At 71.6% G+C, this 19,918-nt stretch carries 19 protein-coding genes and 1 pseudogene; 13 read left to right on the top strand and 7 right to left on the bottom strand.

The features are described 5' to 3' along the window. Nucleotides 1-21: 21 nt before the first annotated feature. The 4 genes from KUM03_RS19425 (at nt 22) to KUM03_RS19410 (ending at nt 3,734) form a co-directional block, all read left to right on the top strand. A complete protein-coding gene (locus KUM03_RS19425; RefSeq protein WP_217250511.1) occupies nt 22-489 on the top strand; it encodes an aromatase/cyclase in 468 nt (155 codons plus the stop codon). Beyond that, nucleotides 461-1,060: a flavin reductase family protein gene (locus KUM03_RS19420; protein ID WP_217250510.1), complete on the top strand. Its 600-nt coding sequence runs from the start codon at nt 461-463 to the stop codon at nt 1,058-1,060. Before KUM03_RS19425 ends, KUM03_RS19420 begins: the two co-directional genes overlap by 29 nt. Continuing rightward, entirely contained in the window at nt 1,057-2,379 is a 1,323-nt protein-coding gene (locus tag KUM03_RS19415; RefSeq protein WP_217250509.1) for an FAD-binding oxidoreductase, read from the top strand. The genes KUM03_RS19420 and KUM03_RS19415 overlap by 4 nt, the downstream gene beginning before the upstream one ends. 113 nt (nt 2,380-2,492) lie before the next feature. Beyond that, a complete protein-coding gene (locus KUM03_RS19410; RefSeq protein WP_217250508.1) occupies nt 2,493-3,734 on the top strand; it encodes a wax ester/triacylglycerol synthase family O-acyltransferase in 1,242 nt (413 codons plus the stop codon). A gap of 96 nt (nt 3,735-3,830) precedes the next feature. Here KUM03_RS19410 and KUM03_RS19405 read toward each other — a convergent pair. The 6 genes and pseudogenes from KUM03_RS19405 to KUM03_RS19380 all read right to left on the bottom strand — a co-directional run. Then, nucleotides 3,831-4,613, bottom strand: a pseudogene (locus KUM03_RS19405) (SAM-dependent methyltransferase); the annotation flags it as partial. Nucleotides 4,614-4,656: 43 nt separating this feature from the next. After that, nucleotides 4,657-6,234, bottom strand: coding sequence for an AarF/ABC1/UbiB kinase family protein (locus KUM03_RS19400; RefSeq protein WP_217250507.1), 1,578 nt, complete (start codon nt 6,232-6,234; stop codon nt 4,657-4,659). A gap of 91 nt (nt 6,235-6,325) precedes the next feature. Further along, nucleotides 6,326-6,994 carry a hypothetical protein gene (locus KUM03_RS19395; RefSeq protein WP_254399605.1) on the bottom strand — a complete coding sequence of 223 codons (669 nt, stop codon included), beginning with the start codon at nt 6,992-6,994 and terminating at the stop codon, nt 6,326-6,328. 104 nt (nt 6,995-7,098) lie between these two features. Further along, nucleotides 7,099-7,695 carry an RNA polymerase sigma factor gene (locus tag KUM03_RS19390; protein WP_217250505.1) on the bottom strand — a complete coding sequence of 199 codons (597 nt, stop codon included), beginning with the start codon at nt 7,693-7,695 and terminating at the stop codon, nt 7,099-7,101. A gap of 79 nt (nt 7,696-7,774) precedes the next feature. Next, on the bottom strand, nt 7,775-9,532 hold the full coding sequence (locus tag KUM03_RS19385; RefSeq protein WP_217250504.1) for an NAD(P)/FAD-dependent oxidoreductase: 1,758 nt from the start codon (nt 9,530-9,532) through the stop codon (nt 7,775-7,777). A 49-nt stretch (nt 9,533-9,581) separates the two neighbouring features. Then, nucleotides 9,582-10,163 (bottom strand): hypothetical protein, encoded by a 582-nt coding sequence (locus KUM03_RS19380; protein WP_254399499.1) that lies wholly within the window; start codon nt 10,161-10,163, stop codon nt 9,582-9,584. Between the two features lie 446 nt (nt 10,164-10,609). Here KUM03_RS19380 and KUM03_RS19375 point away from each other — a divergent pair, with 446 nt between their 5' ends. From KUM03_RS19375 to KUM03_RS19335, 9 genes are all read left to right on the top strand, one after another. Continuing rightward, nucleotides 10,610-11,728 (top strand): thioester reductase domain-containing protein, encoded by a 1,119-nt coding sequence (locus tag KUM03_RS19375; RefSeq protein WP_217250502.1) that lies wholly within the window; start codon nt 10,610-10,612, stop codon nt 11,726-11,728. A gap of 71 nt (nt 11,729-11,799) precedes the next feature. Then, a complete protein-coding gene (locus tag KUM03_RS19370; RefSeq protein WP_217250501.1) occupies nt 11,800-12,072 on the top strand; it encodes an acyl carrier protein in 273 nt (90 codons plus the stop codon). Then, entirely contained in the window at nt 12,072-13,034 is a 963-nt protein-coding gene (locus tag KUM03_RS19365; protein ID WP_217250500.1) for a ketoacyl-ACP synthase III, read from the top strand. The genes KUM03_RS19370 and KUM03_RS19365 overlap by 1 nt, the downstream gene beginning before the upstream one ends. 10 nt (nt 13,035-13,044) lie before the next feature. After that, on the top strand, nt 13,045-14,016 hold the full coding sequence (locus tag KUM03_RS19360; protein ID WP_217250499.1) for a thiamine pyrophosphate-dependent dehydrogenase E1 component subunit alpha: 972 nt from the start codon (nt 13,045-13,047) through the stop codon (nt 14,014-14,016). Further along, complete coding sequence (locus tag KUM03_RS19355) at nt 14,013-15,026, top strand: alpha-ketoacid dehydrogenase subunit beta (RefSeq protein WP_217250498.1); 1,014 nt, start codon at nt 14,013-14,015, stop codon at nt 15,024-15,026. Before KUM03_RS19360 ends, KUM03_RS19355 begins: the two co-directional genes overlap by 4 nt. Beyond that, nucleotides 15,023-16,141: a 2-oxo acid dehydrogenase subunit E2 gene (locus tag KUM03_RS19350; RefSeq protein WP_217250497.1), complete on the top strand. Its 1,119-nt coding sequence runs from the start codon at nt 15,023-15,025 to the stop codon at nt 16,139-16,141. The genes KUM03_RS19355 and KUM03_RS19350 overlap by 4 nt, the downstream gene beginning before the upstream one ends. Before the next feature lie 88 nt (nt 16,142-16,229). Continuing rightward, a complete protein-coding gene (locus KUM03_RS19345) occupies nt 16,230-16,487 on the top strand; it encodes an acyl carrier protein (RefSeq protein WP_217250496.1) in 258 nt (85 codons plus the stop codon). Next, nucleotides 16,484-17,752 (top strand): beta-ketoacyl synthase, encoded by a 1,269-nt coding sequence (locus KUM03_RS19340; RefSeq protein ID WP_217250495.1) that lies wholly within the window; start codon nt 16,484-16,486, stop codon nt 17,750-17,752. The genes KUM03_RS19345 and KUM03_RS19340 overlap by 4 nt, the downstream gene beginning before the upstream one ends. Before the next feature lie 295 nt (nt 17,753-18,047). After that, the gene (locus KUM03_RS19335; RefSeq protein WP_217250494.1) at nt 18,048-18,917 is read left to right on the top strand and encodes an alpha/beta fold hydrolase; all 870 of its coding nucleotides are present in this window, start codon (nt 18,048-18,050) and stop codon (nt 18,915-18,917) included. On the opposite strand, the gene KUM03_RS19330 is transcribed toward KUM03_RS19335, so the two are convergent. After that, nucleotides 18,869-19,747 (bottom strand): alpha/beta fold hydrolase, encoded by an 879-nt coding sequence (locus tag KUM03_RS19330; protein WP_217250493.1) that lies wholly within the window; start codon nt 19,745-19,747, stop codon nt 18,869-18,871. The genes KUM03_RS19335 and KUM03_RS19330 overlap by 49 nt on opposite strands. Between the last annotated feature and the right edge of the window lie 171 nt (nt 19,748-19,918).

The raw sequence follows: 19,918 nt of genomic DNA, 5'->3' as shown, positions 1-19,918 counted from the left end.
AGGGAAGGAACCGAACGACCCATGCGCCACGTGGTCCTGCACGCCCTCGCCGACGAACTGGCACCCGCCGACGTCTACGCCCGCATCAGCGACTTCCGCCGCTATCCCGAGCACAGCGACACCTTCCGCGAGGTGCACGTCGAGCCTCCGCTGCCCGACGGCTCCACGGTCTCGGACTGGACCGTCGAGTTCCGGGGCGGCCTGATGCGGTGGCGGGAACGCGACACCTACTCGCCCGAGACGTACTCCCTTGCCTTCGAACAGGTCAGCGGCGACTTCCAGGCCTTCGAGGGGAGCTGGCGCTGCGAAGCGAGCAGCGGCGGCACGCTCGTCGTCTACACCGCGGCCTTCGACCTCGGCATCCCGTCCATGGCCGAGATCCTCGACCCGGTGGCCGAGTCGACCCTGCGGACCAACATCGCCCGCGTGCTGCGGGGCCTTGCGGGCGCGGAGGTGATCGATGAGCGCGCGGCTGCGGCTGGTGACTGACCGGGCGGCCGTCGCGGGCGCCCCGCCGTCGGCCGCCGACCCGCCGCGCGCGGAACCGCTGCACGAGGAACCGGGGCCCGGCGCTGCCCGCTGTCTCGGCCTGTACGCCAAGTTGGCCGCCGGCGTGACCGTCGTGACCGCCCGCGGCGAGGACGGCCCGCTGGGCATGACGGTGTCCGCCGTCACCTCGCTCTCCGCCCGCCCGCCGTTGCTCCTTGCCTGTCTGCGCGACGGCTCCCGCACCCTCGCCGCCGTCCGCGCCCGCCGGGCCTTCGCCGTGCACCTGCTGCGCGAGGAACAGCAGGCGCTCGCGGGCCGGTTCGCGTCCCCCACCGCGACCGCGGCGGAGCGGTTCGCGGGGACCGACACCCGGCAGGTACTGGGCGTTCCCGTGCTGGCCGGCGCGCTCGCCTGGTCGGTGTGCCTGACCGAGGACGTACGCCGCTACGGCGACCACCACCTCGTCGTCGGCCGGGTCGCCGCCGTGCACGTGGGCGGCGGACGCCCGCTGCTGTGGCACGACCGCCGCTTCGGTGCGCTGACCGAGCCGGTGCCGGACGCCGCCGGATGACCAGGCCATCGGCCGGGACGCCGTACTGGGACCCCGCGGAACTGCCGGCACAGCCCCAGCTGCACGGCGTGGTCACCGCCGACGTGGCCGTCGTCGGGGCCGGCCTGGCCGGGTTGTCCTGCGCCTACCACCTGGCGGAACGCGCCCCCGGGCTCGACATCGCGGTGGTGGACGCCGAGCACCCGGCCGCCGGCGCCAGCGGCCGGGGCACCGGTCTGCTGGGCCCCCGGGCCGGCCCCGCCGTCGACCGAGCGGTGCGCCGCTTCGGCCCGCAGACGGCGCGCAGGATGCACCGGGCCAGCGAGCGGGCGGTGCGGGACGTCCTCGCCCTGTGCGCCCGGCTCGACGTGCCCTGCGGGCTGCGGCCCGGTGAGCAGCTGGTGGCCACGCGTTCGTCCGCGGGCCTGGTGGCACTCGCCCGCCAGGCCCGCGCCTGCCGCGAACTAGGTCTGGACGTCCCCGTCCTCTCCCCGGCCGGCATCCGTGACCGGGTCGGTGTGCCCTACCGGGCGGCACTTCTGCACCGCCCCGCCGCGACCCTCGACCCGGCCGCCCTGACCTGCGCCCTCGCCCGTGCCTGCGCCGACAAGGGCGTGCGATTCTACGGCCGCAGCCCGCTGCTGGCCCTCCGTCCAGGCGACCTGGTGGGCCCCGAACTGGTCCTCCCGCACGGCAGGCTCTACGCCGGTCAGGCGGTGCTGGCCGTCAACTCCGCCGCGCAGGCACTGGACCTGCCGGTCGGCACCGTCCTGCCGCTCGAGGTGTACGCCGTCGCCACCGAACCGCTGAGCGCCCCGGCCTACGAGGCTCTGGGCGGGCGCGCCGGACACTCCGTCGTGGACGCCGTCCCGATGGCGCCGTACTTCCGGCTGCTCCCGGACCGGGGCCTGGTGGCGGGCGGCGGTACCGCCACGGCCCCGGCGGGTATCGGCGCTCCCCGTCTCCAGGCCGTCAGGGAGCGTGCCTGGGCCTGGCTGGAGAGGTGGCTGCGGTCCCTGCATCCGGACCTCGCCCGGGTACGGGTCACCCACCGCTGGTCCGGCCGCATCGGCATGACGGGCGACGACCTGCCGGTGGTGGGGCCGGTGCCGGGCTTCGACGACGTCTGGTACATCGGCGGCTGCTGCGGGCACGGACTCGCCCTGTCCGTGGCGCACGGCGCGCACGTGGCCGCGGCCCTGCTGGGTGAGCCGGAACCCGGCGAACCGCTCCCGTGGCACCGTTCCCGGGCCCCGCGCCTGCCCGCACGCGGACCCGCGCGGCCCTTGCTGCGGGCGTACGTGGACGCACTGGGGCGCATCGCGCGGCATACATGCTGACGGCGGGCGCGGCCCGCATCCGCACCCCGGCTCCGCGGACTGCGGACTCCAGCTCCGCGGACCCCAGCCTCGCAGCCCCACAGATCCTCAGAACCCGACCAGGAGGTTCCACCATGCGACCCGACTTCGGTACGGACGGCCGCCTGCCGTCGGCCCTGTCCATGGGAACCGTGGATGTCGCCTTCCACCTGGCGACGGGCGGCAACCCTGTGCCCCTCGCGTTCACGTTCGGGTTCGAAGGCCGTGCCCCCACCCTGGACTCCGTACGCGCGCGGGTCGCCGAACGCGTCCACCACGTCCCGACGTTGCGCTATCGCATCGCACGGGACCGCAGGAGATTCCGGCGAGTGGACCGGATCGCGGTGGACCGGCATGTGCACGAGGCGTGGCTGCCCGAGGACACCGACGGGTCGGCGACCAGCCGCCTGATGCTGTCCCGGCCGATGAGCACGGACGACCGGCCGCCCTGGGACGTGTGGCTGGTCCACGGCCCGGCGGGCCGCCACACCCTGGTCTACCGAACCGACCACACCTTCCAGGACGGCATGGGCGCCGCCTACACCGCCCGCGCTCTCCTCGGAGACGACCCCGAAGGCGGACCGGCCCCACAGCATCCCGCCCGGCCCACCGCACACGGCCTCGCGGACGCCCTGCGCGAGGTGGGGGCCGCCTTCCGCGCGCCCACCCCGAAACCCGCGTTCGACGGAGAATCCACGGGCCGCGTCGACGTCTGCCACGCCGACACCCCGCTGGCCCGGCTGCGCGCCATCGCCCGCGCCCACGGCGGCACGGTCACGGACGTCTACCTCGCGGCCCTGTCCCACGCCGTCCGCACCTGGTACCTGAAGGACACCGGCTCGGCCCATCCACCGCTGCCCGTGTCGATCCCGATGTCGGTCCGGGCCCCGGGGGAGGAGTACGCCCCGGGCAACCGCATGGTCACCGCCCGGCTCCTGCTGCCCTGCGACGAGGAGTCACCCCGGCGGGCCCTGGCCCGGGTCGTCGCCCGCACGGGCCGGCTGCGGGAGAGCCGGCGGCGCGACGCCATGCGCCTGCTGCTGTCCGCCTCCCCGCGGACGCTCGGTGCCACCGTCGGCACCCGCCTGGTCCGCGGGGCGTTCGTGGCCGGCCCGGTGAGCAGCGTGAACTTCGGCACGGCCCTGGTCCACCAGGGGGTCGCGGCCCGTCGCGCGGCCGCCTTCGCCGGCGTCGCGTCAGGCATCCGGTGTGTGACGACGCTGACGAGCCAGCACGACACCGCGTGCCTGACCGTCGTCCACGATGAGGCCCTGGCGACCGCGGACGAACTCCCCGACCTGTGGCTCGCGGCGCTGCTGGAGCTGGAGCGGCCGTAGCCACGGCACCACGCGCAGCGTCCCGGTGGTGAGGAAGACGCTCTCCGCGGCGGCCGTGCCGATCAGCGGCAGATACGGGGTGAGGCGCTCGACCGCGTACGGCAGCGTGTACAGGTCGGCGGCCGCCGCGTCCCAGCCGTGCTCCGCCCACCAGCGCTCCGGATCGGCAATCTGCCAGTTCCAGGCCAGTCCGATCGTCGACAGGGCGTCCATGAAGGGCGCGACGAACGAGGAGGAGATGGTCGCGGAGTTCACGCACTCGGCGCCGAACATGCTGCCGGGGGCGGAGAGTTCGGTCATCGCGGCGACGACGGCCGCCACCTCCGGGGGCCGAAGGAAGTACAGGGGTGCCTCGCAGAGCCATGCGGTGGGCCTGCCGGGATCGAATCCCGCGGCCCTGAGTTCCTCTTGCCAGGATGCCGTGCCGTCGGCTTCGACGACGGTGCGGCGTCCGCAGGAGAGCCGGCTCAAGTCCAGTACGCGTTCCTTGAAGGCCAGTACGGCCGCGTCCTCCACCTCGAAGACGTGCACCCCGGTCGGCCAGTCGAGCCGGAAGGCACGGGCGTCCAGCCCGGCGCCGAGCAGCACCACCTGGCGGCAGCCCGAACGGGCCGCGGCGAGAGCGTAGTCGTCGAAGAAGCGGGTGCGTACCACCTGATAGTCGGGCAGCAGGCGCTGCATCGGTCCGTCACCGGGCGGGCCCCCGTCGAACCCGGCCGCGTGGAGGAAGTCGGCGGCCCACGGGTCGCGGACGATCGGCGCGGGCCGGAGGTTCTCCGCCGCGTGTGCGGCGGCCGTCCAGAGCGCCGCGCGGGAAATGCCGTGCGGGGTCGCGGCGGCCGGCGCGAACGGTGACTGCTGACGTGTGGATTCCGGCATGGGATCTCCTTGAGGCGGGGCGGGGTGGCTGTGCGGACCCGGATCATCCCGAGCGGCGTCGGCCCAGCAGGAAGGCCGCGGCGCCCAGCGCGAGCAGGCTTCCGGAGGGGCGGGTGGGCCGCTGGCCGCCCATCGCGGCGGGGGTGCGCGGCTCGTGGATGTTCAGTGCGAACTGACGGTTGGCCACGTCGGAGAGGACGCCCCGGACCTGTTCGGGACTGGTGACGGCGGCCAGCAGAAGCTCCATGGAGTTCCGGGCGAACTGGTTGCGGCCGAGGAACTCGCGGCCCAGTGCGAAAAGGATCTTCGGCACCTCCGCCTGGAACACATCGGGCAGCGTGATCTCGGGAGCCAGGCACCGCACCGAACCGTCGAGGTTCGCGAAGGACTTGCCCAGCAGCGAGACGGCCGGCGGCGAACCGATTCCGCGTTTGGTCGCCTTGGCCAGCACAGTGGTGAGCGCGACGCCGAAGTTCATGTCCTCCAGTGAGAGATGGGAGACCGTGGGCACGAACGCGGCCATGTCGGCGGCGAACGCGGGCATGTTGGCCCACGGCGTCAGCCGGCCCATCTCCGCCCAGTGCTGCGCCAGCCCGGCCCCGTCGTTCTGCGCCATGGTCATGAACAGCGGCAGCAGCTGAAGACTGGTCCTGCGGTCCAGGCGGCCGACCATGCCCCAGTCGATCAGTGTCGCGGGTCCGCCGGGAGCGGCGAAGACGTTGCCGGCGTGCGGGTCGGCGTGGAAAAAGCGATGGACGAAGTACCCGTGGTACATGAACCGCAGCAGGTCCTTGCCGATCTCCACGCGCTCGTCGTCCGTGAAGTGGGCGCGGTCGACGTGCCGCACCGACTTCCCGTCGGCCAGCGACTGGACCAGGACCCGGGGGCTGGCGTGCAGGACCCGGGGCACCTCCAGCGAACGGAACGACCGGACGTGCTCGCGGGCCTCGTCCATGTTGCGGGCCTCGCCGGTGAAGTCCAGCTCCGGCTCCATGGCGTCGAAGACCGAGCCGAGCATCGCCTCGATGTCGATGACCTCGTTGAACCGGGGAGCGACGCGTGCCACGATCTTCGACGCCCGGCGCATCAGGGCCATGTCCGCGAGTACGCCCTCGCGGATGCCGGGTCGCTGGATCTTCACCACGGCCGCGCGCCCGCCGGGCAGCGTCACGCGGTAGACCTGGGCGAGGGACGCCGCCCCCAGCGGGGCGACGGTCTCGATGTCGTCGAAGCGCAGCTTCCAGTTCGGCCCGAGGTCCCGGGCCAGTACCGGCTCGAACTCCGAGAACGGCTGGACGTCGACCTCGTCGTGCAGGTTCTGCAGTTCGTCCCGGATGGACTCGGGGACCATGTCGGGCCGAGTGGAGAGGACCTGGCCGAGTTTCACATAGAAGGGGCCGAGGCTCTCCAGGGCATGCCGTACCGCCTTGGCGCGGCGCTGCTCCGCCCCGGCGGTGGCCTCGGCCGCGGACCCGGCGGAGACATCGGTGTCCTCCGCCGGGGACCGCGTGTCCCGCTTCGTACGCCTCCGCAGCCGGGTCGCCTGTCCCACCTCGTCGGCCACGAGGCTGCCCAGGACCCTGACCACGAGACGCAGCCGATCGCCGACGACAGACGTCATCGTGTGTGCTCCTCAGGTGGGTTGTGCGTACGGGACGTCGGCCGGCCGGCGTACCGCGGGAGCCGACCGGGCGGGACAGCGGTACGACCGGTCAGCTGGAGGTCGAGGACTGACCGCCCTTGGGACTGTCACCCCCCTGCTGCCCCATCAGGCCCTGCAGCGCGCCGAGGCCCTGCTGACCGGCCTGGGCCGGCAGGTTGGTCAGGTTCTGCAGGCCCTGGACCGCCTCCAGGAGCTTGGGGAGCACCTGGGTGAGCTGGGCGAGCTGGGCCGGGAGCGCCATCAGGTCGCCCGCCCCGCTCGCCGCGTGTCCGAGGCCTCCGGCCAGCTGACCGAGCCCGCCGAGCGCGCCGGCCGCGCCGCCGACCGCGGCGAGCGGATTGGCCGCCCCGCCCAGCGCGGCCAGGGGGTTGCCCGCCCCGCCCAGCGCGGCCGCGAGCGGGTTGCCGCCGCCCGCGGCACCGGTGAGCGCGGCCAGGGGGTTCTGCGCCGCGCCCGCGACGTTCCCCAGCGGGCCCGCGGCCCCCGAGGCGAGGCCGGCGAGCGGGTTGCCGGCCGCGCCGATCCCGCCGAGGGCGGCCAGCGGATTGGTGACACCCGCGAGCGCGGTCGCCGGGTTGACGGCCCCGGCCAGTGCGGCGAGGGCGTTCGGGGGCAGCCCGGCCAGCGTGTTGGCGGCGTTGCCGGAGCCGCGCGACGATCCTGAGTCGTCGTCTCGGTTCAGGAGGTCGTCGAAAGCCTCCTTCCAGCTGTCGGTCATATCACCGACCAAATCCTTGAAGATGTCTTGGACGTTCTTGCTATTGCCCATGAGTGGAGTCCCTTTCCGTTTCTCTGCGATGGGAGAGGTGCGGTTTTCGGGTGTTATCGGGCGCAGCCTTCCAAGGCTTTCGCGCAGACGTTCTTCAATCGCGCGCGGCCCCTGGTGAAGGCGGCTTCGGCCGCCTTGACGGAGATGTTGTGTATGCGGGCGAATTCCGCAGTGGAAATACCCTTGGCGCGGGCGAGTATGACCTCCTGCTCACGCCCCCGCAGGTGTTGTACCTGGCCGAGCAGCCATCTGCCGAAGTCCTCGTCGCAGACGTCCTCCTCGGTCGTACCGGGGGTGTCCGCGAGCGCCGCACGCTGGAGGAGTCTCCTGCGACGCTCCTGGTCACGGTAGAAGTCGATGCAGAGGCGAAGCGCCACTGACGTCAGAAAGGCACCGAGTCGATTCCTGTCCAACGCGGCGTGGGCGGCTGCGCGGGCCATGGTTTCCTGAACGCAGTCCTCGGCGTCCTGAAAACTCGGTAGTCTTCGCCGAACCAGCCGCATGAGGCGGTCCTGATGCTGGAAGATTTCTTCCCAGGAGCATTCAGCGGGCGATTGGCAGGTGGAATGTCGCACCATCGTGGATTGCAGCCCGTTGTCTCTCGGATTGAGCGGGGAGAACCGCGGCCGACTTTCCATTTGTTCGGCCATGTGGATTTCCTACCCGAGGCCCTGGAGCGGCAAACCGGAATATGCGCCTCCGTCAGTCGGCAGGAATGTTTTTCCGTACTCATTTCCGAGGAGCGGGCCGCCGCGTCCAGTCGCGGTTCCAGTTGCGCCACATGTCCCGTACGGTCTGGTGCACTTGGGAGCTGCCGGCGCGCAGCTCGGTGGTGTACGCCTGGACCGCTTCCTTGCCCACCAGCCGCGCTCCGCCGGTGAAGTAGCAGCCCCGGACGTGCTGCGGTGAGCGGAACTTTCCCCACAGCAGGATCTTCATCAGCGGCCAGAGGGTGAACACCCCGGACGGACAGCGGTCGTTGGGATCCAGGGTCCCCCACACCGCCGGGACGAGGCCGCTCTCGCCCAGCACCTCGTAGATGCGCGCGATCGCCTGCTCCTTCGTCAACTCTCCCGCACGGACGGCGAGTACGGCGTCCCGTGACTGATCGAACATCCGCTCCACCCAGGGGTTGTCCATACCCTGGAGACCTCGGTACGGCGGCTGCTCCAGCATGTCGAAACAGGCCGGGTCGTGCGTCTTCTCGAACGTCACGGCGACCTGGTTCTGGGCGTTCGTGCCGTACAGCGTGGTGATGGTCCACACGCGGTTCCAGGCGTTCCACAGGTCGAAGTCGTCGAACGCGATGTAGCTGCAGGACACCAGGTCGTCGTAGAACCGGAACATGCGCTTGGTCCAGTGGTCCAGGTACGCGAACCGGGCGGTGTCGAAGTCGTTCTGGCGCACCGCGTCGATCAGCCGGTGGCCCAGGGCGTTCAGTGCCATCACGGTGACGGCGAGACCGCTGGAGAAGAGCGGGTCGATGAAGTCACTGGCGTGCGGCAGCAGGCACCACCGGTCGCCGACCACCTTCTGCGAGGCGAACTGGGTACGGTCGGTGGACACGTACGGCCGGACCGCCCGCGCCCGCTCGAACTGCCGGGCCACACTGGGGAACCGGCGCACGTACTGCCAGAACTCCTCCTCCGCCGAGACGTCCTCCGGCCGGGGGTGCTGGTCGAGATCGAGGTTGACGCCGACACTGCACAACTGGTTCGTGCTGGCCGTCTGGTTGTCGAACGGGATGACCCAGAACCAGCCGCCCGGGAACATGTGGTGGAGCGTTCCCTGACTGAACGGGCTGGGCATGCCGTGCTGTTCACGCGAAGGCGCCACGGCGTCGAAGGGGCGCACGTCCACCATGTGCGTGAAGATCGTGCGCGACCTCGTGCGGTAGGGCGGTTCCTGCCGCAGCCCGAGGCGCTCGGGCAGGACCGCCCGCATGCCGCCGGCGTCGACCACGTACGAAGCCCGGAAGGTGCCCCGGTCCCGGGTGACGAGAGTCGCGCCGTCCTCCTCGAACTTCACGTCGTCGACCATGGTGTGGGTGTACGCGGTCACGCCGTAGGACACGGCGACGTGGAACATGTACGCGTCCACGTCCTGCCGGAAGTAGTGCGAGTCGGGACCGAGCGGAGGCCCCCAGGTGGGGTACTGGGTGCACTCGTCGGGCCGGGTGGGCTCACCTTCCCGGTGGTAGATGAAGCTGAAGTTTCGCTTGACCCCGCTGTTGGACGACACGTGGCGGCGCAGTGCCGCGTTGGTCGCCAGGTGATCGAGCTCAGGGACGTCGTAGCGGCGGGCCAGGACCCGGAGCCCGAACGTGGTCTCGGGGACGGTGGACTCTCCGATGGCGAACCGGGGGTGGCCGCTGCCTTCGAGCAGCAGCACGCGCACGCCGTGACGTGCGAGTACGGTCCCCAGCATCGTCCCGCCGATGCCGCCTCCGACGATGGCGACATCGAAAACACGCTGGTCTTCTTGCATGTCTGCGGTTCCTTTCGCGACGGGAAGGGCGAGTCGCCGGGCTCCCCGGTCACCGGTGGGTGACCGGGGAGCCCGGCAGCACCCGGCGCAGCCCGCAGGCCACCACCCGGGCGGAGAAGGACACGGCGAACCAAGGGGTCGGTGCCAGCCCGGCCAACCGCCGCCGCTCGCCCGGCACTTGTCGCTCGCCGCGCCCGGTGACGTCCAGCCACACGCCGAAGTGCAGCAGCCGAGCCTCGGGCCCGGCAGCACGCGCGGGGAACGGCCGCATGTGCCCCCGCACCGCACGGGTGAGGGTCGTGCGGCGTCCCACGCCCACCTGGTGCCGGGCCAGGAAGTGATCGAGCAACTGGGCGGACCGGCAAGGGAATCCACCGCGACCGAGCGGAGTGCGCCCTACCAGCCCGGCGTCGTGGAACGCCGCGGCGGCCAGCAGGCCGACCCGGTCGTAGGCGGTCCCGTGGGTCCGCGCACAGGCGTCGGCCAGCAGGAACGTCCGCAGAGAGTGCACGGCGAGGTGGGGTGGCAGGAGCCGGCACATCTCCTTCAGCGCGGCGCCCGCGAGGGGGTGCCCGAGCAGCTCCGCGAGGGCCGGGCGGCCGAGCAGAGGCTGCCATGCCTCGGGCAACATGTCCGGTGGATCGGAGTGTGAACTCGCCCCGCCCCCAACGGGGTCGGGGACCTCCGGCGTCTCAGGCCCTGCGGCCATGGCTCAACCCCCCTTGCCTCGCGACCTATTGGGTGTGTCCGTCTCATCTGTCATTACGCTCGGGCCGCTCCCGCCCCCCGCCCCCCGTTTTGCAACGCTCCGTTCGTGTAAGCGCGTTGGCGCGCAACGGACGGCGCGCGGTACCGGTAACGCGCTCCGGGCGTACGTTCCGGCCGTCCATTCGGAGGCGTGGCCTGTTCGAATGAATGAGCCCTACTCACCCGTGGTGGTGGTGCGGGTGCGGGTGACGGCCGGGAGGATGCGCCCTGCGCTCCCACTGGTGGAAGATTTCTGTAGTAAACCTCGTGAGGTGCGGGGAGTGTTGAGGGCAGGACCGAATCTCGCCTGTGCTGAAATGCGGTGTTGGTATGGTCAGTTTCCCGATCACCGACGATTTGCGACTTCCGGCGGACATCGATGCGTCGGCTCTGCCGGATGTTCCCGAAGGGCCGCCCGAGAGAATCCTGCTGACGGGAGCCACGGGATTCCTCGGCGGTTTCCTGCTCGCCGACCTGTTGGATGCCACCGACGCTCGAATCCATTGCCTGGTGAGAGCGGAGTCGGCCGCTCAGGCCCGGGAACGGCTCGCCGGTCAGTTACGCGCCCGGGATGTGCCGGAGCACCACATGTCCCGGATCGACGTCGTGCCGGGTAGCCTGGCGAAGCCGCGGTTCGGCTTGACCGACGAGGAGTTCTCCGGCCTCTCGCGCGACATCGACGTCATTTACCACTGCGGTGCTTGGGTCAATCTTCTGGCGAGTTACCCGATCCTGCGCGGTTGCAATGTGTCGGGGACCCTGGAAATCCTGAGACTGGCGACCCGGACCCGTCGAATTCCCGTGCATTATATTTCGACGATGGGGGTGGTCCCGGCGGCCCGAGAGGCCGGGACCGGTGTCTCCGGTTACTGCGCCACCAAATGGGTCGCCGAGCAGTTGGTCGCGCAGGCCGCGGACCGCGGATCGCCCACGATGGTGCACCGGCCCGGTGTGATCCTGGCGGACTCGCGCACCGGCCTGGTGGGGAAGTCGGACTGGTTCGTCCACCTGACGACGGCGAGCATCCGCGCCGGCTGCGCCCCCGACCACCCCGGTCTCCTGCCGGTGGGCACGGTCGACTTCACCAGCCGCGCCATCGTCGACCTGTCCCTGAGCCGGCGTGCCCGAGGACAGGTGTTCCACGTGATCGATCCCGAACCGCTGCCCTTCCGGTCGTACTTCCAGGGCTTCGCGGACGCGGGTGTCGACCTTCCGCTCGTTCCGTTCGACACCTGGCTGGAGCGGCTTCGCGACCTGGGCGACGAGGTCCCCCGCAGCACCATGCGGCTGGCCGGCGAGACCCTCCGGCAGATGATCCCGGCCCCGGGGCAGGACACCGCCGGCCCCACCGCGGCGTCCGCGCACCGCGCCCCGCCCGTGCTCGACTCCGACTACTTCCGCAGGGTGCTCGCCTTCCTGAGCCGCGACGCCCTGCTCCCCGCCCAGTGACCCACGCGCGGTCCCCTCCTCCCGTCCCTTCCGTGCACCCCTCCCCGCATCTCATCAGCTGGAGTTTCCGCATGTCCCCTTTCACTCTGGAAGACCTGGCGGCGATGGTGGCCGAGATCGCCGGCGCCGAAGCGGCCCGGGCGCTCTCGGAGCAGCCGGCCGACGCGCCCTTCACGTCGTTGGGGTTCGACTCGATGGCCGTCATCGAACTGGCCGAGCGGATCCAGGAGCGCTACGGCGTTCCCATCCCGGACGAGGCGGTGCACGACCTGCGCACCGTCCGGCGGACCCTCGACTACGTGAACGGCCGGGCAGCCGTCGCCGCGTCGGACGGAGCCCGCTGATGGCCCGGGGCGCGGGACGGCTGACCGGCATCGGCGTCTACCGCCCCGGTGGTCTGCTCACCAGCGCCGAACTCGACACCAGGTTCGGCCATGAGGAAGGCTGGATCGAGCAGATCACCGGAATCCGGACCAGGCTGAAGGCCGACCCCGACGACACCTTCGTCGAGATGGCCGCGCAGGCGGCGGACAAGGCCCTGGCCCACGCGGGCGTGCTCGCGGAGGACCTGGACTGTGTCGTGTTCTCCTCCGCCAGCAGCGTCGGCCAGGCATCGTGCCGGGCGGCCAGTCTCACCCACCGCATCGGAGCCGGCCGGGCCGGCGGGTTCGACGTCAACGGCGGGTGCGCTGGGTTCAGTTACGGGCTGACCCTGGCCTCCGGACTCATCGCCGCACAGCAGGCGCGCCAGATCCTGGTCGTCGCCGCCGAGCGGCTGAGCGACATCACCGACCCCGACGACTGCGGGACCGTCATGGTCTTCGGCGATGCCGCCGGGGCCGCGGTGGTCAGCGCCGCGGAGCACGGCGGGATCGGACCGGCGGTGTGGGGAACCCACGGCCCTGGTGAGCCCTGGATGACCAGCGCCCCGCCCAAACCCGATGCCGCCCGCCCGTACATGCACATGGACGGCACCCGGGTGGTCCGCTGGTTCGGTTCGCACATGCCGCAAGTGGCCCGGGACGCACTCGACGCGGCCGGGCTCACCTGGGACGACATCGCGGCCTTCGTGCCGCACCAGTGCAACGGGCGGCTGATCGACGCGATGGTGCGCCGACTGCGCCCACCCGCGCACGTGGCGATCGCCCGCAGCATCGTCACCGACGGCAACACCAGTTCGGCGTCCATCCCGCTGGCTCTGGAGTCGCTGCTCGCCTCGGCCACCGTACGGCCCGGCGACAAGGCGCTGCTCCTGGGCTTCGGCGCCGGGCTGACCTGGTGCGCCCAGGTGGTCGAACTTCCGTAAGGAGCACCTCATGAACGTCACGTCCGCGTCCCCCGCGGTCGACCTCGGGCCCGCCGGCGAACCCGAAGCCGGTGTCGTGGCCCGTCCCCTGTCCCGTCTGTCCGACGCCGATCTCGGCACCCTGCTGATGATCCGCCACTTCGAACTGGCCGTGCTGGAGCTGTTCTCCCAGGGCCGGCTGCACGGCACCACGCACACCTGCCTCGGCCAGGAGTACATCCCCGTCGCGCTCTACCCGCTGCTGGACGAGGGCGACCACGTCTTCAGCAACCACCGCGGGCACGGCCACTACCTGGCCCGCTTCCACGACCCGCACGGTCTGCTCGCGGAGATCATGGGGCGGGCCGGTGCCGTCTGCCACGGTGTGGGCGGCAGCCAGCACATCTACCGCGACCGCTACCTGTCGACCGGCGTACAGGGCCAGAGCCTGCCCGTCGCCGTGGGAGTCGGCCTGCACCTGAAGCGGGCCGAGCCGGGCCGGATCGCGGTGGTCCACATCGGCGACGGCACCTGGGGCGAGGGCGCCGTGTACGAGGCGCTCAACATGGCGCAGCTGTGGCAGGTCCCGGTGCTCGTCGTGGTGGAGCACAACGGGATCGCCCAGTCGACACCGACCGAGCGGCAGATGTCCGGCACCGTGGCGGCCCGGGCGGCGGCCTTCGGCGTCGGCCACCTGCGGATCGACTCCGTGGACGTGACCGACGTACGCGCCGCCCTCGCCCCCGTGGTCGAACAGGTCCGCGACCGGCACCGGCCGTACGTGGTCGAGTGCGTCACCCACCGCGTGGGCCCGCACAGCAAGGGGGACGACACCCGCGCGGCCGAGGTCCGTGAGCGAGCGGCCCGGCACGACTGGTACCGCCGCTACCGACAGGACCATCCCGCACAGTTCGCCGCCGCCGACCAGGCACAGGCGGAGGCCGTCGCCGCCGTCGTACGAGAGGTCGGCGCGCGTCCGGCGTCCCGATGGGAGGCCCGATGACCAGGCGCCAACGCGTGGCCGAGAACCTCAACAGCGCACTGCACCACCTCCTAGGCGCCCACCCCGGCACGTATCTGATCGGCGAGGACGTCGCCGACCCCTACGGTGGTGCGTTCAAAGTGACCCGGGGGCTCTCCGACCGCTTCCCGGACCAGGTGCTCTCCTCACCGCTGAGCGAAGGCGGCATCGCCGGCGTGGGCGCGGGCCTGGCCCTGGCCGGCAACCGGTCCGTGGTCGAGATGATGTTCTCCGACTTCGCCGCGCTGGCCTTCGACCCGCTGCTGAACTTCGCCGCCAAGTCCGTGTCGATGTACGGCCGCAGGGTCCCGATGAGCATGGTCGTCCGCTGCCCCACCGGCGGCAACCGGGGGTACGGCCCGACGCACAGCCAGAGCCTGCAGAAGCACTTCCTCGGCATTCCCTCGCTGCACCTGCGGGAAGTCTCCCCGTTCCACGACAACCAGCGCGTACTGACCGCGATGCTCGACCGCGAGGAGCCCGGTGTGCTCTTCGAGGACAAGGTGCTCTACACCCGCGCCATGTATCAGGCGGGGGTCGTGGACGACCTCTTCCGCTACGAGGTGCTGGCCGATCCCAGCGAGACCGCCCGGGTGTTCGCGCCGGACTGCGGGCCCCCCGACTGGATCGTCCTGGCCCCGGGCGGGCTCACCGAACGGGCCGTCACCGCCCTGCGCTCCCTGCTCCTCGAAGAGGAGATCACGTGTGAACTGCTGGTGCCCTCCCAGCTCTACCCCTTCGACAGCAAGGCGCTGCTCCCGGTGCTGTCCCGTGCCGACCGCATCTGTGTCATGGAGGACTCCACGGCCGACGGGACCTGGGGCGAACTGCTCGCACAGCAACTCCACGAGCAGCTGTGGAGCCGACTTGTCCGGCCGGTGCTGCCGCTGAGTGCCGAGCCGAGCATCGTACCGACCGCGGCGCACCTGGAGCACGACGTACTGCTCCAGCCGTCCACCATCCACCGCGCGATCATGGAGGCGACGAAGTGATCGGCATCGAGCTGCCCACGCTCAACACGAACGACTCCAGCTACACCCTGGTCGAGTGGCTCGTCCCCGACGGCAGCAGCATCGAGGGCGAGGAACCGCTGGCGGTCGTGGAGACCTCCAAGGCCAGTGAGGAGATCGAGAGCACCGGCCCCGGAATCCTGCACGTCCTCGTCGGCGGCGGCCAGGACTGCAGGCCGGGGCAGACCATCGCCTACCTCTTCGAGTCGGCCGAGGAGCGCGACTCCTACCGGGCGTCGGCCGCCGCCCCGGCGGCGACATCCGCACCCTCCGGCGCGGAGCTGAGCATCACCAACGCGGCCCGTGAGCTCGCCGACCGCCACGGCGTGTCCGAGGCCGAGCTGCGCGGTCTCGGGCGCGCGGTCGTCCGTACGGCCGATGTCGAGGCCCTGGTGCGGCGGGCCGTGTCGGCGCCCCCCTCTCCCCAGCGCCAACTGTCGAAGCGACAGCGGACGGTGGGGGCGGTGGTGACCGAGTCGATGCGGACCGTTCCGGCCGCGGCCGCCTACGCCAAGGTCGACGTCGGACAGGCGGAGGAACTGGCCCGGCAGCTGTCCGAGCGCACCGGCAGTTTCGTCTCCCTGCCCGTCCTGCTGATCAAGGCGGTGGCGCGCCGGCACGCGGCACACCCCCTGATGTTCGCCGCGCTCACCGACGACGGCGCGGTGCGCGAGAGCGAACGGGCCCATGTGGGCGTCACCATGGACGCGGGCCGTGGTCTGTACACCCCGGTGGTGCACGACGCCGCCGAGCTGAGCAGCGACCGGATCGCCGACCTGCTGACCGGCTTCAGGAGCAAGGCGTTCCGGGGCACGTTCCAGGCCGCCGAACTCGCCGGGGCCAACATCATGGTCGCCCCGCACACCACGGAGGGCATGGTTCTGGCCACCCCCATCGTCTTCCCCGGCCAGACCTGCGTGATCTCCATCGGCGCCGTCGACGACCAGGTGCTCCTGGACGCGCAGGGCACCCCTCGCACCCACCGGTTCGTCCACCTCGGCCTGGTATACGACCACCGGGTGGTCAACGGCAGGGACGCGATGGCCCTGCTTGAGGACGTCAAGGCGGAGCTGGAGGCACCGGCCGCGCTCGGCTGACCGCCGACCTGCCACCACGCAACCCCACCACACGGAACCCCACCACCCCGGGGTACCGCCCGTCGGACCGGAAAGGACACCCCCTGACATGACTACCGACACCACCCCCCACAGCCGCGCCTACAACCTGCTCGCCTCGGTTCTCAGCGAGAAGTTCGAAGTGCCCCCCGAGGCCATCGTCCCCACCGCGACCTTCGAACAGCTGGACCTCGACTCGCTGGCCGTGGTGGAGCTCTTCGTCGTACTCACCGAGGAACTCGGCATCGAAGTACAGGACGGCGAGGCCGACCCGGACCTCACCCTGGCCGGCGTGGCCGACCTCATCGCCCAGGCCGTCAAGCCGTGACCGGCGCCCGGCCCGACGTCGCCGTCACCGGGATCGGCCTGGTCACTCCGGCCGGCACCGGCCGCGAGGCCACCTGGGACGGCGTGTGCGCGGGCCGCCCCACCGCCCGGCAAGTCCCCGAACTCAAGGGCCTCCCGGTCGACTTCGCCTGCCTCGTACCGGACTTCTCCCCCCGCGCTCACGTCCCCGGCTCACGCCCCTGGCAGTACGACCGCTTCACCCAGTTCGCCCTCTACGCCGCCCTGGAGGCGGTCTCCGACGCCGGCCTGGACCCGGCCGACTGGGACGCGGACCGCGTCGCGGTGGTCTTCGGCAGCTCGGCCGGCGGCACCGGCACCATGCTGGACCAGCACCGCAAACTGCTCGAGGTGGGCACGGCGCGCGTCTCACCGCTGCTGCTGCCGATGTTCCTGCCCAACATGGCCACCGGACAGCTCACCATCCACCTGCGGGCCCGGGGCCCGGCGCTGTGCACGGTCACCGCCTGCGCCTCCGGCGCCACCGCCATCGGCACCGCCCTGCAACTCCTGCGCTCCGGGGCCTGCGACATCGCCGTCGCGGGCGCCTCCGACGCGGTCGTACAGCCCCTCTGGGTCACCGGCTTCGACCGGATGGGCGCGCTGTCCCGGCGCGGCGACGACCCGCCGGCCGCCTCCCGGCCCTTCGACACCGCCCGGGACGGCTTCGTCATGGCGGAGGGCGGGGCGGCACTGGTCCTGGAGCCGGCGAGCGCGGCCAGGGCCCGCGGACGCCCCGGCTACGCACTGCTGGCGGGCTACGGAGCATCGTCCGACGCCCACCACCCCGTGGCACCCGACCCCGAGGGCAAGGGCGCCGCCCTCGCCGTGCGGCGGGCCCTCGACGACGCCGGCGCCCGCCCCGCGGACGTGCAGCACATCAACGCGCACGGCACCAGCACGCCGCTCAACGACGCCGCCGAGGCCCGTCTGATCCGTCGCCTCTTCCCTCATCAGCCCTCCGTGACCTCCGTCAAGGGCACCCTCGGCCACCTGCTCGGCGCGGCCGGAGCGGTCGAAGCGGCGATCACCGCCCTGTCCGTGGCCCACGGCCGGGTGCCTCCCGTGGCCAACCTCGAGAAACAGGAAGGAGACGCCGAGATCAACGCCGTCACCGGCACCAGCCGGGCGCAGCCCGTCGACCTCGCCCTGAGCCATTCCTTCGGCTTCGGCGGCCACAACGCCGTACTCGCCTTCAGAAGCTGCCCCACGGAACCGGCCCGGGAGCCAGCCGCTCCTGCACCGTGACCATCTCCAGGCGGCGGCAGCGGCCATCCGAACGACCTCTCCGCCGGCCGCCGCCGGTCCGGTACATCCCGAGCAAGGTGTCGCAGTCGGCGACCGTGGTGCTGTCGTACCCCATCCCCGCTGCCTTCCGGAGCCGACCGATCCGCACGGATTCACCCGAGGGCAGCGAGAGCCTTCGCGAACAGGGCGCGGGCTGCGCCTGGGCGCACAGCCGCAGACCCCCCCCGCCATCTCGCTGACCAGCCTCAACACACAACGCAGCCGCATCTACAGCTGCCGTGAAAGGGAGAACACCGTGAGTTTCCTCAATCCCCGCATCCCCGGTGGCAACTCGGACGACATCGTCACGGACATCGCCGAGGCCCCGCACCGCCTGGGTGCGGTGGCCCAGGCCGGCGGGGCGCAGGTCATCGCGACCGTCGACGTACAGGCGGGAGAGGATGACTGGAACGCCCCGCCTACCGAGGAGCATCCGCGTCCGGTGGTGCTCGTGCACGGCACCTTCGGCAACCGGGGCTACACCTGGAACACGGCGACACCGCTGCTACGGCAGCACGGTCACCGGGTCTTCCGGCTCGACTACGGCCAGCACGGCAACCCCGTGATCTTCGGCCTCGGCGACATCAAGCACTCCGCCCGGCAGCTCGCGGACTTCGTGGACGAGGTGCTGCGGCGGACCGGCGCCCGGGAGGTCGACGTGGTCGGCTTCTCGCAGGGCGGCATGATGCCGCGCTACTACCTGAACGCCCTCGGCGGAGGGCCCAAGGTGCGCAACTTCGTCGGCATCGCGCCCAGCAACCACGGAGTCACGGCCCAGGGGCTGATGAACCTCGCCCGCCAGATTGCCGGCGCGGTGGAAATCCTCGAACAGGGCGCCGTCGGGGAGGTCGTGCCCGCCTGGCCGCAACTCCAGCACGACCACCCCTTCCAGCGCGAGCTGGCCGAACTCGGCGAGACGACGGAGGGCGTCCGCCACACCGTCATCGCCACCCAGTACGACGACGTGGTCACTCCGTACACGTCGTGCGCCCTCGCGAAGACCGAGGGTCGCTACGTCAACAACATCGTCCTGCAGGACATCGACCCGGACGACCACACCCCGCACGTGAGCATGCCCTACAACGCGACCGTGCTGAACGAGGTCCTCACAGCCCTGGCCGACTGAGCCCTGCTGCCGTCCAGGAGAACGCGGGCGACCAGCGCAGGGTCGTCGTTCATCGGGACGTGGCCGCAGCCGGGCAGCCGCACCAGGCGGGCCCGCGGAATGGCGTGCTTGGCGCGTATGCCCTGCCGGGGCAGGAGCAGCCGGTCCCGGTTGCCCCACGCCACGGTGACGGGGACGCCGGGCACGTCGTCGGTGAACAGCACGCTCCGTCCGGCCCGGAGCGTCTCGGAGAACCCCTGCGCGTGTGCGAGCGCCAGCGTCTCGGCGACGACCGCCTCGGGGGAGCGGCGGCCGGGACGGGCGTAGATCGTACTCGTCAGCGCGGTGCGGCCGACCGCGGTGCGGGACAGCCGCTCGACCAGCGGAAGGGGCAGGCTCCGGGCGGTCCGGCGCATCCCCATCAGTACGCCGAAGGCGTAGCGCCGCTCGGCCTGCGTCCAGAAGCCGGCCGGGGACAGGGCCGTCACCGACCGCACCAGGTTCTCGCGGCCGAGCTCCAGGGCCAGCAGACCACCCAGCGAGTTCCCGGCCACGTGCGGCCGGTCGAACCCCAGCGCCGCGCAGAAGGCGCCGAGTACCGCGCTCGTCGTCGGCAGATCGTGCGGCAGGCCGTGCGGCAGCGCGGGCGACTGCCCGAACCCCGGCAGGTCCACGGCTATCACCTCGCGCTCGGTCGCGAGGATGTCGACCACCGGGTCCCAGGCCTGCCGGTGATGACCTATGCCGTGCAGCAGTAGCAGCGGCTCGCCCTCACCCACGCGCGCGTAGGCGAGGGCGAGGTCCTGCGGACCGTGCTCGGTGGGGGCCGTGAAGGAGAGCGTTGCGGACATGGGGCTCCTTGTTGCTCCTTGCCGGGAACATGTGTTGTGGGAACACATGTCGTCGGGAACGGATGAACGACGACGTTGCGTAGACACCTTGTCAGTAAGAGCTACCGACGGGTAGCCCCCGGTCGTCGGCCGGCCTCGGATGGGGGCGATTCCGCCTGGACACGGCCGAAC

It is taken from the genome of Streptomyces sp. AC602_WCS936 (assembly GCF_019049125.1).
Lineage (GTDB): Bacteria > Actinomycetota > Actinomycetes > Streptomycetales > Streptomycetaceae > Streptomyces.
Note: the sequence above shows the minus strand (reverse complement) of the source record. Positions and strands in the feature narration are given on the sequence as shown.

Excerpts from the sequence above, each read along its gene's own strand:
- KUM03_RS19425 (WP_217250511.1), top strand. The coding sequence starts at position 22 with ATGCGCCACGTGGTCCTGCACGCCCTCGCCGACGAACTGGCACCCGCC.
- KUM03_RS19420 (WP_217250510.1), top strand. The coding sequence starts at position 461 with ATGAGCGCGCGGCTGCGGCTGGTGACTGACCGGGCGGCCGTCGCGGGC.
- KUM03_RS19415 (WP_217250509.1), top strand. The coding sequence starts at position 1,057 with ATGACCAGGCCATCGGCCGGGACGCCGTACTGGGACCCCGCGGAACTG.
- KUM03_RS19410 (WP_217250508.1), top strand. The coding sequence starts at position 2,493 with ATGCGACCCGACTTCGGTACGGACGGCCGCCTGCCGTCGGCCCTGTCC.
- KUM03_RS19400 (WP_217250507.1), bottom strand. The coding sequence starts at position 6,234 with ATGACGTCTGTCGTCGGCGATCGGCTGCGTCTCGTGGTCAGGGTCCTG.
- KUM03_RS19395 (WP_254399605.1), bottom strand. The coding sequence starts at position 6,994 with ATGACCGACAGCTGGAAGGAGGCTTTCGACGACCTCCTGAACCGAGAC.
- KUM03_RS19390 (WP_217250505.1), bottom strand. The coding sequence starts at position 7,695 with ATGGCCGAACAAATGGAAAGTCGGCCGCGGTTCTCCCCGCTCAATCCG.
- KUM03_RS19385 (WP_217250504.1), bottom strand. The coding sequence starts at position 9,532 with ATGCAAGAAGACCAGCGTGTTTTCGATGTCGCCATCGTCGGAGGCGGC.
- KUM03_RS19380 (WP_254399499.1), bottom strand. The coding sequence starts at position 10,163 with ATGTTGCCCGAGGCATGGCAGCCTCTGCTCGGCCGCCCGGCCCTCGCG.
- KUM03_RS19375 (WP_217250502.1), top strand. The coding sequence starts at position 10,610 with ATGGTCAGTTTCCCGATCACCGACGATTTGCGACTTCCGGCGGACATC.
- KUM03_RS19370 (WP_217250501.1), top strand. The coding sequence starts at position 11,800 with ATGTCCCCTTTCACTCTGGAAGACCTGGCGGCGATGGTGGCCGAGATC.
- KUM03_RS19365 (WP_217250500.1), top strand. The coding sequence starts at position 12,072 with ATGGCCCGGGGCGCGGGACGGCTGACCGGCATCGGCGTCTACCGCCCC.
- KUM03_RS19360 (WP_217250499.1), top strand. The coding sequence starts at position 13,045 with ATGAACGTCACGTCCGCGTCCCCCGCGGTCGACCTCGGGCCCGCCGGC.
- KUM03_RS19355 (WP_217250498.1), top strand. The coding sequence starts at position 14,013 with ATGACCAGGCGCCAACGCGTGGCCGAGAACCTCAACAGCGCACTGCAC.
- KUM03_RS19345 (WP_217250496.1), top strand. The coding sequence starts at position 16,230 with ATGACTACCGACACCACCCCCCACAGCCGCGCCTACAACCTGCTCGCC.
- KUM03_RS19330 (WP_217250493.1), bottom strand. The coding sequence starts at position 19,747 with ATGTCCGCAACGCTCTCCTTCACGGCCCCCACCGAGCACGGTCCGCAG.